The organism is Streptomyces cyaneus (genome assembly GCF_004028635.1).
GTDB lineage: Bacteria > Actinomycetota > Actinomycetes > Streptomycetales > Streptomycetaceae > Streptomyces > Streptomyces cyaneus.
On record NZ_RQJW01000004.1, the window covers coordinates 572,478 to 586,112 of the forward strand.

10 protein-coding genes are annotated in these 13,635 nt (G+C 70.5%); 6 read left to right on the forward strand and 4 right to left on the reverse strand.

Annotated features, from left to right (window positions below):
* Window positions 1-5: 5 nt before the first annotated feature.
* Both EHO50_RS17855 and EHO50_RS17860 read right to left on the reverse strand, forming a co-directional pair.
* Window positions 6-1,268 (reverse strand): cytochrome P450, encoded by a 1,263-nt coding sequence (locus EHO50_RS17855; RefSeq protein ID WP_128431123.1) that lies wholly within the window; start codon window positions 1,266-1,268, stop codon window positions 6-8.
* On the reverse strand, window positions 1,265-2,101 hold the full coding sequence (locus tag EHO50_RS17860; protein WP_128431124.1) for an alpha/beta fold hydrolase: 837 nt from the start codon (window positions 2,099-2,101) through the stop codon (window positions 1,265-1,267). The genes EHO50_RS17855 and EHO50_RS17860 overlap by 4 nt, the downstream gene beginning before the upstream one ends.
* Before the next feature lie 273 nt (window positions 2,102-2,374).
* Here EHO50_RS17860 and EHO50_RS17865 point away from each other — a divergent pair, with 273 nt between their 5' ends.
* From EHO50_RS17865 to EHO50_RS17880, 4 genes are all read left to right on the forward strand, one after another.
* A complete protein-coding gene (locus EHO50_RS17865; protein WP_128431125.1) occupies window positions 2,375-3,289 on the forward strand; it encodes an ABC transporter substrate-binding protein in 915 nt (304 codons plus the stop codon).
* A 9-nt stretch (window positions 3,290-3,298) separates the two neighbouring features.
* Complete coding sequence (locus EHO50_RS17870) at window positions 3,299-4,078, forward strand: ABC transporter permease (protein ID WP_128431126.1); 780 nt, start codon at window positions 3,299-3,301, stop codon at window positions 4,076-4,078.
* Between the two features lie 557 nt (window positions 4,079-4,635).
* Entirely contained in the window at window positions 4,636-5,559 is a 924-nt protein-coding gene (locus EHO50_RS17875) for an ABC transporter permease (protein ID WP_128431127.1), read from the forward strand.
* Between the two features lie 37 nt (window positions 5,560-5,596).
* A complete protein-coding gene (locus EHO50_RS17880) occupies window positions 5,597-6,346 on the forward strand; it encodes an ABC transporter ATP-binding protein (protein ID WP_128431128.1) in 750 nt (249 codons plus the stop codon).
* A 91-nt stretch (window positions 6,347-6,437) separates the two neighbouring features.
* Here the strand turns inward: EHO50_RS17880 and EHO50_RS17885 are convergent, their stop codons facing one another.
* A complete protein-coding gene (locus tag EHO50_RS17885; RefSeq protein WP_128431129.1) occupies window positions 6,438-7,679 on the reverse strand; it encodes an endonuclease/exonuclease/phosphatase family protein in 1,242 nt (413 codons plus the stop codon).
* Window positions 7,680-7,874: 195 nt separating this feature from the next.
* Between EHO50_RS17885 and cyc2 the strand changes: the two genes are divergently transcribed.
* Entirely contained in the window at window positions 7,875-10,034 is a 2,160-nt protein-coding gene (cyc2, locus tag EHO50_RS17890; RefSeq protein ID WP_128431130.1) for a germacradienol/geosmin synthase Cyc2, read from the forward strand.
* Here cyc2 and EHO50_RS17895 read toward each other — a convergent pair.
* A complete protein-coding gene (locus tag EHO50_RS17895; protein WP_128431131.1) occupies window positions 10,027-11,499 on the reverse strand; it encodes a hypothetical protein in 1,473 nt (490 codons plus the stop codon). The genes cyc2 and EHO50_RS17895 overlap by 8 nt on opposite strands.
* 166 nt (window positions 11,500-11,665) lie before the next feature.
* Between EHO50_RS17895 and phsA the strand changes: the two genes are divergently transcribed.
* Window positions 11,666-13,585 (forward strand): O-aminophenol oxidase PhsA, encoded by a 1,920-nt coding sequence (gene phsA / locus EHO50_RS17900; protein WP_128431132.1) that lies wholly within the window; start codon window positions 11,666-11,668, stop codon window positions 13,583-13,585.
* Window positions 13,586-13,635 lie beyond the last annotated feature (50 nt).

Below are 13,635 nucleotides of genomic sequence, written 5' to 3' on the forward strand. Positions count from 1 at the left end.
CTGGGTCAAGTGACCTGCAAGGGCAGCGACTTGAGGCCGTTGATGAAGTTCGACACCAGTCGTCTTGGCGGCCCCGCCGTCCGCAGGACCGGCACGGCACGCAGGACCTCCCGGTAGAGCACACTCAACTGGAGCCGGGCGAAGTGCGCGCCCAGGCAGACGTGCGGGCCGTCGCCGAAGGAGACGTGCGGGTTCGGGGCGCGGGACAGATCCAGCCGGTCCGGGTCGGTGAAGACCCGTTCGTCGCGGTTGGCGGAGGAGTGGAAGACGACCACCTTGTCGCCCGCGCGGATACGCCGGCCCGCCAGTTCGGTGTCCTGGGCGGCGGTCCGGCGGAAAGTGAGGACGGGCGGGTGCCAGCGGAGCAACTCGTCGACGGCCGAGGGAAGTTCGACGTCACCGCTCCGTAGGCGCTCGTACTCCTCCGGGTGCTCCGCCAGCGTGAGCAGACCGCCGGGCGCCGCGCTGCGGACGGTGTCGTTGCCGGCGACGGTGAGCAGGAAGAAGAACATCTCCAGTTCGGCGCGGGAGAGTTCGGCGTCGTGGGCGAGGGTGGTCATGACGTCGTCGTCGGGGAACCGCCGCTTGTGCGCGGCCAGTTGCTGGGCGTACCCGAACATGTCCGCCAGCATCGCGGGCGACCGCGGATTGACCGGCCTGCCCGCCGCGTCCAGCACCGGGGCACCCGCCTCGTCGGGGTCCTGGTAGCCGATCACCCGCTGCGTCCAGTACAGCAGCAGCTTGCGATCGGACTTCGGCACGCCGAGCAGGTCGGCGAGGTTGAGCAGGGCGTAGTCGTCGGTGACGGCGGTGACCAGGTCGACGGTACCGTCGGAGGCACAGGCCTCGTCCAGGGCGTGCGCGAGGAGCGCTCGGGCCCGCTCCTGCGCGACCTTGGTGAAACGCTCGATGCGGCCGGGGGTGAAAGCCCGGCTGACCAGCCGGCGCAGGCGCCCGTGGCCCGGCGGATCCTGATTGAGCATCATGCGGCGGATGAACGGCAGGTCGTCCGGGTCCGGGTCGCGGATCTGGGTCGCGCCGATGTACGAGGAGTACGTCGCCGAGTCCTTGAGTACCCGCACCACGTCCGCGTGCCGGGTCACCGCCCAGAACCCGGGCCCGGCCGGCCAGCCCAGCACCTCGGGCTCGTCCTGGCGGGCCACCGGGTGGTGGTCGCGCAGGATGCGGTAGGCGTCGTGGGGCACGCCGGCGGCGTACTGCCGGGGGTCGAAGACGTCGGGCACCGGGGGAGCGTGGTGGACGGTCACGCCTGCTCGCCCGCGTCGCCAACGCCAACGCCGTCACCGTCGCCGACGCCGAATCCGGGGAGCCGCGGGTCCGCGCGCAGGAAGTCCTCGACCACTCGGATCAGCTCCAGGGGCGTCTCGTCCATGGCGTAGTGACCGGCGGCGGGTAGTTCGTGCAGCTCGGCGCGCGGATACCAGGTCATCCAGGTCTGCCGCATCAGATCCGCGGAGAGGGCCGGGTCGAGGGCGCCCGTCACGGCGAGCGCGGGTACCGGGGAGCCCTCGACCTGGGTGTGGAAGTCCTCGCCGGCCCAGGAGTCCAACCAGGCCCGGAACGCCTTCTGGTCGCTGACCGCGAGCGAACGGGCGACCATACGGTCGAGCCAGGCGGCCGGGCGGCGGCTGCCGGTGGTGATGTCGATGATGGCGCGCCGGTTCTCCGGCTTGTGCGCCGCGTCCGCGAACAGCTCCCACTGCTCCGGCGGCAGCGCCAGCCCCGTGGCCGGAACCGGCGAGACCCCGACCAGCCTGCGCAGTCGGTGCGGGGCGACGGTGAGGAGGCGCTGTCCGACCGCGCCGCCCATCGAGTGCCCGACCACCGAGAAGCGCTCCCAGCCGAGCCGGTCCGCGAGTTCCACGAGGTCGAGGGCGGCCTCGGCGGTCGTACACGAACCGACGGCGTCCTTGGCGCCGCCGTAGCCGCGCAGATCGACCAGGGCGTAGGTGAAGGCCGTCCGGTCGAGGTCCGGGAGGACGGGTGCGTAGGCGGAGCGATCGGCGAACCAGCCGTGCACGGCGAACACCTTGTGGGCGCCGTCGCCGTGCAGCTCGTGCGGGAGTGTGAAGGAGGTCATGCGACCAAGGTGGCGCATAACGGCGAAGACCGGCAGATTGACGGGGCGCCGTTCACATGCTGTATGTGGTGATCATGACAAAAGCTTGGTAGGCATGTCGACATGCCGTTACGTCAATTGCGCGCGGGAACGGGTAACGCGGGAACGGGTGACGCGGGAACGCGGAAAGCGAGGACGGGGAAAGCGGGGACGCGGAAAGCGAGGACGGGGGAAGCGGGGACGGGGAGAGCGGGGGCGAGGGCGGGGAGGTCGGCGGCCGTCGCGGTCACCTTCATGCTGGTGGCGCTGACCGCCTGCGGTGACGACGGGGACTCCTCATCCGGGCCCGGCGGGCGGGAGACCGTCAGGGTGGCCGCTCTGCCACTGATCGACTGCGCCGCCCTCTACATCGCGCGGGACCGCGGCCTGTTCGAGAAGGAGGGCCTCGACGTCCGCATCCAGCAGATCCAGCAGAGCCTCCAGGCGCTGCCGGCCCTGGCCAAGGGCCAGATCGACATGGTTGCGAGCGCCAACTACGTCACCTATCTCCAGGCCCACGAACAGGGCACTCTCGACATCCGGATCGTCGCCGAGGCGATCAGGGCCGCGCCGCGCATGATGGAAGTTCTGGTCCCCAAGGACTCGGACCTCAAGACCGTCGCCGACCTCGAGGGCAAGAAGCTCGCCGTCAACACCCTCAACAACGTCCAGTCACTCACCCTCAACGAGATCCTGGACAAACAGGGCGTGGGCCGCCCCGTCTACCGGGCGATTCCCTTCCCGCAGATGGGCGCCGCCCTGGACAAGGGGCAGGTGGACGCCGTGCACGCGGTCGAGCCCTACGACAGCGCCATCCAGGACGAGTTGAAGGCCCGTGTCCTCGTCGACGGCTCTTCCGCGCCTGTGGAGGCCATTCCCCTCAGCGGGTACATCAGCGCGAGCAAGTACGCCGACGAGAACGGCGAGACGCTGGCCGCGTTCCAGCGGGCCATCAAGGCGGCCGTGCGGATCGCCGAAGAGGACCCGTCCGTCGTACGCGACATCCTGCCCACGTACACCAAGGTGACGGGGAAGCAGGCCGAGTCGATCGATCTGCCCGTCTTTCCCCCAACCGTGGACGCCGCGCAACTCACCCGCCTCACCGACCTCATGGAAAAGCAGGGGATGCTGAAGAAGCCGATCGACCCGGCGACGCTGATGGTCAAGTGACCTGCTGACATGAAGGCCAGTCAGGAGCGGTTCGCACTGGGCGCTTTGGGTGTGCTCCTTGCCTTCGGCGCCTGCGAGGCCGTCTCCCGCGCCGGTTTCGTACGGCGCGACTACCTCCCGCCCGCCTCCGAAGTCCTCGCCCGTGCCGTGGAGTTGGCGGGCGACGCGGTCTTCCTGGACGGCATCGCCGCCACACTGCGCGCCTGGGCGCTCGGTCTCGGCCTGGCCTGCGCCATCGCCGTCCCGGTCGGTCTGGTCCTCGGGAGTGTGCCGGTCGTCGACGCCGCCGTACGCGCGATCGTCGAGTTCCTGCGGCCGCTGCCGTCCGTCGCGCTGATTCCCCTGGTCTCCCTCCTCCTCGGCTCGGGCACCGAGACCAAGGTCGCGCTGGTGACGTACGCGTCGGTCTGGCCGATCCTCTTCAACACCATCTACGGCCTCGGCGAGACCGACCCGCTGGCCAAGGACACCCTCCGCGCTTTCGGCTTCGGCCGCCTCGCCGTCCTCCTCCGCGTCGAACTGCCGGGCACGGCCCCCTTCATCGCGGCCGGCATCCGCATCTCGGCGGCGGTCGCCCTCATCCTGGCCGTGGCCACGGAGATCCTGTCCGGCTTCGGAGAGGGCCTCGGCATCTTCATCGCCCAGGCGGGGCTGGCCACGGACGGAACGCGGGACGTGCTGGCCGGGGTGGTGTGGGCGGGGGCCCTGGGGCTGGTCATCAACGGGGCGCTGGTGTGGGGGGAGCGGAGGTTGTTCCCGTGGACGCCGGGGCGTCGGGGTGGGGGGTAGGGGAGGGGTGCGGTGGCTTGGTGGCTTGGTGGCTTGGTGGGGGGATTGGCGGGCCTGTGCCGGGGGGCATTGCGGGGGCGGGGTTGGCGGCCTGTGCGTGGGATGCGGTGCGGGAGCGGGGGATTGGCCGGCCCGTGCGTGTGTGTGGGAGGGGGCGCTGTGGGGCGATTGGCGGGGCCCTGCGTGGGGTGCCGTGGCCGGGTGGTCCGGGGAGGGCCGTGCGGGAAGAGGCGGTGCTGCGGCGGGGTGGGGCGGTGCCGAAGTGGGTGTGGGGCGTGGCAGGAGGAGCGGTGCCGAAAGGGGGCGGTGGGTGACGTGAGCGGGGATGGGGCGGGCCGCCTGGGCGTGCGGGGCGTTCCTCGGGGTGGGGTGCTTGGCGAGGGTGAGGGCGTAGACGTAGGCGCGGGCATGGACGCGTGGGGTCTGCGCGGGGGGTTGCCTGGCGCCGCGCCCGTGACCCGCCCGCCCACTCCCACGCCGATGCGCACCGAGCATCCCCGCCGCTCCCCGCACCGCGCGGCGAGGAGCGCCGAGCATCGCGGGGCGAGGAGCGGCGAATGAACCAACCTCGCACCACCGCATCCGAATCAGCCCGGTCGCCTGACCGACGGACGCCCGCCGTACGCCATTCCCTGCTCCCGCTCGCCGTGCGCCACGTCCTGCTCCCGCCCCTCGTACGCCGCACCCTGGCCCCCGCTCCCGTCCGCCACGCCCTCCTCCGCTGGTTCGTCCTCGCGCTCGCCGTGGCCGGCTGGCAGCTGGTCGCCCGGGCTCACGGCAGCGTCTACTTCCCGCCGTCCGCCGAGATCGCCCGGCACGCGCGCGACCTCTGGTTCTCCGGCCCCGTACGGCACCTCTTCCTCACCGAGGACGCCGTGGCCGACATCCTGCCCAGCCTCGGCCGGATGGCAGCCGGGTTCGGGATCGCCGCCGTCGTCGGGATCGCGCTCGGCATCGCGGTCGGCCGCTCGCGGCGCGTGTACGCCCTCTGCAACCCCGTCCTGCAGTTCGCGCGGGCCGTCCCGCCGCCCGCCCTGGTCCCCGTCTTCGTCGTGCTCCTGGATTTCGGTACGCCGATGCAGATCGCGTCGATCGTCTTCAGCGCCGTCTGGCCGGTGCTGATCAACACGGCCGAAGGGGCCCGCGACACCGATCCGCTGCGTCTCGAAGTCGCTGCGGTCCTGCGCCTGACCCCGACCGAACGGCTCCGCTTCCTGATCCTGCCCTCCGCGCTGCCCCGCATCTTCGCCGGCCTGCGTCTGAGCCTCTCCCTCTCCCTCATCCTCATGGTGTTCTCGGAACTGCTGCCAGGCACCGCCAACGGCATCGGCTTCACGCTCACCGACGCCCAGTCCCGCTCCGACCTGCTCACCGTCTGGGCGGCGCTGGCCCTGCTCGGCACCCTCGGCTACCTCCTCAACACCGGTCTGCTGGCAGTCGAGAAGCGGCTCGTCGGCAGGGGGAGGACGACGACCGCATGACCCGTACGCCCCCAACCATCTTCGCCCAAGGACATCCATGCTCCGCCTAGACGCGGTCGGCCGGCACTACGGCGACCACCAGGTCCTGCACGACATCACCCTCACCGTGCCCGACGGCCAACTCCTGTGCGTCGTGGGCCCGTCCGGCTGCGGCAAGTCCACACTCCTGCGCACCATCGCGGGCCTGTTACCGGCGTACGACGGCACGATCACCCTGGACGGCACACCCGTGCACGGCGTCCCCGACAACCTGGCCGTCGTCTTCCAGGACTACGCCCGCTCCCTCTATCCCTGGCTCACGGTCCGCGAGAACGTGGCGCTCCCGCTGCGCCGCAGGGGTCTGCCGAGAGCCGAACGCCGGGCCGAAGCCGACCGCATCCTGGCCCGGGTCGGCCTCACCGACACGGCCCGCCGCCACCCCTGGCAGCTCTCGGGCGGCATGCAGCAACGTGTGGCGATCGCCCGCGCCTTGGTCTGCCGACCCTCCCTCCTCCTCATGGACGAACCCTTCGGCTCGCTGGACGCCCAGACCCGCGAGGACCTGGAGGACCTCCTCCTGGAGGTACACCGCACGGACGGCGCGACGATCGTCTTCGTCACCCACGACATCGACGAGAGCGTGTACCTGGGCGACCGTGTCGTCGTCCTCTCCCCGGGACCCGGCGCCAAGGTGGTCCTGGACCTACCGGTCGAACTCCCCGGCACCCGGGACCAGATCACGACCCGGGGCCTGGCGGAGTTCGTCGCCCTGAGGTCGGAGGTCGGGCGGGCGGTTCGCAACAGGTAGCGCGCTCCCTGAGCGGGGCCCGCCGGTTAGCGCCGCCGGTCAGCGCCGCCGATCGCTCCGCCCGTCAGCCCTGCCGTCGCCCCCCGACCCCTCAGCCCAGGCGCACGTCCTGCCACACCATCCGGTGATCGGACGTCGGCACCGTCGTCCCGTTCCCCACCAGCCGGTACAGCGGGTCGTCGGACGTCGGCCAGAACACGCCGTTCGCGCCCGGTATCAGGCCCTTGGACGGCAGGACGTAGTCGACGCGCAGATTCCCGGGAGCGGTGTCGCCGAAGTCGGCGGTGTCGTACGCCGGGTCGCCGGTGTGCGAGGCGTTGGCGCCGCCCTGGAGCCTCGCGGCCTCCACGCCGCCCGCGCTGGCCGGGGGAGTCGCCGGGAGGTGCACCGCCGGGTGGTCGAGCAGCTGCCGTATGGCGTGGTCGTAGCTGTCGCCGTCGTACGGATCGGCGTTGTTGTCGCCCGCGATCACGAACCGCGCCCCGGGCCGCAGTCCGCCGCGCACGCCCTTGTCGTCGTAGAGGTAGGAGCTGCGCCCGCGCCCGCCGATGTAGTCGGCCCACAGCCGGATCTCGTCGTGGTTGCGGCGGCCGTTGCGGTCCTCGGGGCCGTCGAACGTGGGCGGGGTCGGGTGCGAGACAAGGAAATGCACGGTGGAGTTTCCGATGCACACCGGCACGTCCCAGTGGCTCTTCGACGACAGCCGGAGGATCGCGCGGGCCTCGTCGCTGTAGTAGCCCGGGGGCATGATGTGGCCCGGCATGTCCCGCCACAGGAAGCGCTGGAAGGTCCGCACCGCGCGCCTGTCTATCGGGTACTTCGACAGGACGACCATGCCGTACTGCCCCGGGAACCAGCCATAGCCATACGCGTCCTGCCCGTAGGCGTCCGAACCGGGCGTCGTGACCGCGCCGTTCTTCCCGTCGAGGTCCACACCCGTGGCGACGCCCGTGTTCACGGGGCCGGTGAAGTGGTACGGGAAGTGGATCGGCTTCGCTCCGTTGTGTCCGAGGGACAGGTAGTTGCGCAGGAACAGGCGGACCGCCCGGCCCTGGTCGTCGTAGTCGAACTCGTTGATCAGCAGGATGTCCGGGTCGACCCGCTGGATGGTCTCGGCGGCGTTGCGTGCCTGGGCGTTGTCCGGCGTGGACAGGTCGGTGATCAGCGCGCCCTGGGTGGAGCGGTTCAGGGAGGCGTTGAAAGTGGCGAACCGTACGGACCGGCGGCCGTGCCGCTCGGCCGCCGAGGCCGGGAACGCAGCGGTCGTGGCCAGTGCCGCCCCGGCGAGGGAGGCGAGCGCCGTGCGGCGGGAGAGAGATCCGGTGTGGTTCATCGCGACTCCGGAGAGGGAGAGGGGACACGAGGGACGGGAACACATGAAGCTCGAAAAGTCTGCGCGCGTAGAGATGAACGCCACAAGACCCGGCGAGAACTCCCGGATTCACCCGTGATTCATGTGATTCACGCGATCGTGTGATCATGTCCCGTGCTGCGGATGCCTGTTGGGGCCCGGGGGTAGGGCCCGGCCATGACGCAGCAGCCCTTCGAACTCCCGCACTTCTACATGCCGTATCCCGCGCGGCTGAACCCGCACCTCGACGAGGCGCGTGCCCATTCGACCGAGTGGGCGCGCGAGATGGGGATGCTGGAGGGGTCCGGGGTCTGGGAACAGGCCGATCTGGAGGCGCACGACTACGGCCTGCTCTGCGCCTATACCCACCCCGAGTGCGACGGCCCCGCCCTCTCCCTGATCACCGACTGGTACGTGTGGGTCTTCTTCTTCGACGACCACTTCCTGGAGATCTTCAAGCGCACCCAGGACCGCGCCGGCGGCAAGGCATATCTGGACCGGCTGCCCCTGTTCATGCCGATGGAACTGTCGACCCCGACGCCCGAGCCGCAGAACCCGGTCGAGGCGGGCCTCGCCGACCTGTGGAAGCGCACGGTGCCCTCGATGTCGGCCGACTGGCGCCGCCGTTTCGCCGTCGCCACCGAGCACCTTCTCAATGAGTCCCTGTGGGAGCTGTCCAACATCAACGAGGGGCGCGTCGCCAACCCCGTCGAGTACATCGAGATGCGCCGCAAGGTGGGTGGCGCCCCCTGGTCGTCGGGTCTCGTGGAGTTCGCGACGGCCGAAGTCCCCGCGTCCGTCGCCGAGTCGAGGCCGCTGAGGGTCCTGATGGAGACCTTCTCGGACGCCGTGCACCTGCGCAACGACCTGTTCTCCTACCAGCGCGAGGTCGAGGACGAGGGCGAACTCAGCAACGGCGTGCTGGTGTTGGAGACTTTCTTCGGCTGCACCACCCAGGAGGCCGCCGACACCGTCAACGACGTCCTCACCTCCCGACTCCACCAGTTCGAGCACACCGCCCTCACCGAAGTCCCCGCCCTGGCCCTGGAGAAGGGCCTCACCCCTGCGGAGGTCGCCGCGGTCGCGGCGTACACCCAGGGGCTGCAGGACTGGCAGTCCGGCGGCCACGAATGGCACATGCGCTCCAGCCGGTACATGAACGAGCGCGCCGAATCCACCGCGCCCTGGAAGGGCCTGACCGGGGCCGGCACCTCCGCCGCCGACATCGGCGCGCTGCTCGCGGCGGCCGGCGCCGAACGCCTGCGTGCCTACACACACGTGCCGTTCCAGAAGGTCGGCCCCTCCCTGCTGCCCGACTTCTACATGCCCTTCCAGGTGGAGCTCAGCCCGCATCTGAAGCCCACCCGCACCCGCCTCACCGAGTGGATGCACCGCATGGGCATGCTCCAGGAGGGCGTCTGGGACGAGGACAAGCTGGCCGCCTACGACCTCCCGCTCTGCTCGGCGGGCCTCGACCCCGACGCCACACCCGAGGCCCTCGACCTCAGCGCCCAATGGCTCGCCTGGGGCACCTACGGCGACGACTACTACCCCCTCGTCTTCGGCCACCGCCGCGACCTGGCCGCCGCACGGCTGACCACACAACGCCTCGCGGCCTGTATGCCCCTCGACGGTGAGGAGGCCACCGTCCCGCTCAACGGCATGGAGCGCGGACTCGCCGATCTGTGGGTGCGTACGACGGCGGACATGACCCCCGAGTCACGGCGTGTCCTCAAGGACGCGGTGAACGTCATGACCGAGAGCTGGGTGTGGGAGCTGTCCAACCAGCTCCAGAACCGCATCCCCGACCCGGTCGACTACCTGGAGATGCGTCGCGCCACCTTCGGCGCCGACCTCACCCTCGGCCTCTGCCGGATGGGCAACGGCCCCGCCGTCCCGCCGGAGGTGTACCGCAGCGGACCCGTCCGCTCGCTGGAGAACGCCGCCGTCGACTACGCGTGCCTCCTCAACGACGTCTTCTCCTACCAGAAGGAGATCGAGTACGAGGGCGAGATCCACAACGCGATCCTCGTCGTACAGAACTTCTTCGGCATCGACTACCCGACCGCGCTCGCTGTCGTCCACGACCTGATGACCCAGCGCATGCAGCAGTTCGAGCACGTGGCCGCGCACGAACTGCCCATCGTGTACGAGGACTTCGGGCTCTCGGACGAGGCGCGGGAGGCCATGGGGAACTATGTGGTCGACCTGCAGAACTGGCTGGCAGGCATCCTGAACTGGCACCGCGAGGTCGCCCGCTACAAGGCCGAGTACCTGGCCCGCCGCGCCCACGGCTTCCTGCCGGACCGCGCCCCGGCTGTGCCCGTCCTCAGCTGACCTCCCGCACCCGCGCCGCGGCCTCCTCGGCGAGCTCTCGTACGCTCTTCACGGCGTCTTCCGAGAGCTCGCCGAGTATCGCGTCGGCGGCCGCGAGGAGCGTGCGGGCCTCCTCCGGTCGGCCCGCGTCGACCAGGGCGCGGGTCAGCCTGTAGTGCTCCTTGGCGACGAAGCGGCCGAGGCTCGCGCACCGCCAGTGACGCAGGGAGTCGTCCTCCGGGGCCGCGAGAGTTGCGCGCACGGACACCAAGGTCCTGACGGCTTGCGTCAGTTGCCCGACAGCACGCTCCAGGCGGGCCTGGTCGAGGCGGGCCAACACCCGGTCCCACGCTCTCTCCCGCAACGCGGCGGACAAGCGCTGGGCACGCAGCGCCTGGAGGCGGTCGCCGAGCCTTTCGAAGTCGTGCGCCAGCGCGCGCAGCGGAGCCGTGGTCAATTCCCGCGGCGCGTCGGGCCGACGGAGTCTGCTCTGGTCCATGACGATCTCGTCGAGACGGCGGATCAGCGCGATCCTGGCGAGCTCGGTCATGCCCTGGTCGCGGGCCAAGTCGGTCCAGGTGGACACCGGCTCGTCCGCGGGATCCGCACCGAACAGCGACTCGTCGAGCTCCTGCGCCCAGGCCCGCAACTCCTTGGCGCTCGCCCCGGGTTCGGGTATCCCGCCGAGCCCGCACGCGGTGTCGTAGTCCGTCTCGCGTACCTCGTGGAGCAGCGGCAGGTCCGTCACCTGTCCGTGCAGCCCCACCAGTACGGCGGCGAGCCGCAGTTCGTCCGTCATCGACGACCGGGCCTCGTGCCGCAGCAGATGCCTCAGCACGTCCACATCGTCCTCGGCACGGTCGAACTGCGCCGCTCGCAGGGCGAGTCGACGCCGTACGGGATCCTCGGCCACCGCGTCCCAGACCTCACGGTCACTCGCCCGCAGCAGGGCGAGGTCGGCGCGGCCGCCGGCGAGCACCGGCTCCCACAGGGGCGGGCGCGGATACGAGTCGAGCAGTTGGTAGGCGTTGTGCTCCGTCCCGTTCAGCAGCACGAAGTCGGGTTCGGTGCGCAGGAGCGCTGCCTTCAGCAGAGCTTCGAGCTCGGCGGGAGAGCGCTCCGGAAAGCCCAGTGCGGCGCGCAGTTCGGCCCGCGCCGCTTCGAGGTCGCGGTGCTGGTGGGGCTCCTCCTCGTCCTCTTCGGCTACCGCCAGCCCGATCATGATCTCGAGCGCCTCGTCGACGCTGGAGCCGATGATCCCGGCCGATCCCTCCGAGTCGGCGTACAGCACCGAGCCGTCCGCGCGCACGAAGTACGTACCGCCGGTGTCGTCCCCCGCCACTATGTCGAGCGCTCCCCCCGAAGCGAGACGCACCTCCTCGACGTGGCCATGGGCCGCGCGGGCGATGTCGAAGGTGAAGGGGAAGGCCGCCAGTTCGGCCAGGCGGGGGTTCTCGCGGAGCAGCCGCAGTGCGCGATCGGTCATGTCACAGAACGTAACAGCCGCCACTGACAACGGACTTCTGGCCTCCGGAGGCGGTTTTCGAAACCTTTCGGCCGGAACGGGGCATTCCTGGAACTCCGCCGATGCGCCGGGAGTCTTCCGGGATGAAGGGGAACAGACAACAAGAGCACAACGGGGGTGTTCGACCTTGACCGACATCATCGAGAGGTTCACGGACAGCGACACCGGCAGCGACACGGGGACGGAACGGGAGACCGACACGGGGAGGCTGCCGCTCGACACCGGCGAGCTCACGCCGTACGTGGCCCCGCTGCCCGTCCCTCCCGTCCTGCGGCCGTCGTCCGAGGACGTCTTACAGGAGACCGAGATCGCCCTGCGCCCGACCTGGGTGCGGCTGCACCCGCAGCTGCCGCCGACCCTGATGTGGGGGTACGACGGCCAGGTGCCGGGCCCGACCATCGAGGTGCGGCGCGGACAGCGTGTCCGCATCGCCTGGACCAACCGCATCCCCAAGGACAGCGAGTACCCGGTCACCTCCGTCGAGGTGCCGCTGCGCAGGGACGGCCGCCCGCAGTCCACCACCGAGCCCGGCCGCGAGGGCGTCGAGCCCAACAAGGACGTCGCGGCCCTGCCCGCCTGGTCGGTGACCCATCTGCACGGCGCCCAGACGGGCGGCGGCAACGACGGCTGGGCGGACAACGCCGTCGGCTCCGGTGACGCCCAGCTGTCCGAGTATCCGAACGACCACCAGGCGGTGCAGTGGTGGTACCACGACCACGCCATGAACATCACCCGGTGGAACGTGATGACGGGGCTGTACGGCACCTACCTCGTCCGTGACGACGAGGAGGACGCCCTCCATCTCCCCTGCGGGGAGCGGGAGATCCCCCTGCTGCTGGCCGACCGCAACCTCGACACCGACGAGGACGGCCGTCTCAACGGCCGGCTGCTGCACAAGACAGTGATCGTCCAGGAGAAGAACCCCGAGACGGGCAAGCCGGTCTCCATCCCGTTCAGCGGCCCCTACACCACGGTCAACGGGCGCATCTGGCCGTACGCCGAGGTCGACGACGCCTGGTACCGCTTCCGGCTGGTCAACGCGTCCAACGCCCGCATCTACGACCTCGTCCTCCTCGACGAGGACGACAACCCGGTCCCGGGGATCGTCCACCAGATCGGCAGCGACGGCGGACTGCTGCCGCGTCCGGTGCCGATCGACTTCGACGGTGCCCTGCCCACACTGACCGCGGCACCGGCCGAGCGCTTCGACCTGCTCGTCGACTTCCGCTCTCTCGCGGGCAGGAAGCTGCGCCTGGTCAACAAGGGCCGCAACCAGCCGCCGGGCGTGCCCGACCCGGCGGGCGACGTGCGCTGTCCGGCGGTCATGGAGTTCCGGGTCCGGGAGAGCTGCGAGACGGACACGTTCGAACTGCCCGAGGTGCTCTCCGGCTCATTCCGCCGGCTCACGCACGACATCGAGCACGGCCACCGGCTGATCGTGCTCACCCCGCCCGCCACCAAGGGGGCCGGCGGCCACCCGGAGATCTGGGAGATGACGGAGGTCGAGAACCCGGGCGACATCCAGGTCCCCACCGACGGCGTCATCGAGGTCACCGGCCCGGACGGGAAGACCAAGACATACCGGCGCACGGCCCGGACGTTCAACGACGGCCTCGGCTTCACCATCGCCGAGGGCAGCCATGAGCAGTGGAGTTTCCTCAACCTCGCACCGATCGTCCACCCCATGCACATCCACCTGGCCGACTTCCAGCTGCTGGGCCGGGACGCCTACGACGTCTCGGGCTTCGACCCGGCAGTGGGCGGAACCCGCACCCCGATCCGGCACGACGCCGGCACGCCGATCCCGCTGGCACCCAACGAACTCGGCCACAAGGACGTCTTCCGGGTGCCGGGGAACCAGATGCTGCGCGTCATGGGCAGGTTCGACGGGGCGTACGGCCGGTTCATGTACCACTGCCACCTCCTCGAGCACGAGGACATGGGCATGATGCGGCCCTTCGTCGTCATGCCCCCGGAGGCACTGAAGTTCGACCACGGCGGCGGGCATGGCGGGCACGGCGGGCACAGGGCGGGACACACAGGCTGAAGCACGCGCGCGTGGCGCGTCACGGACCCGTGGGCGTCACGCGCGCGTGA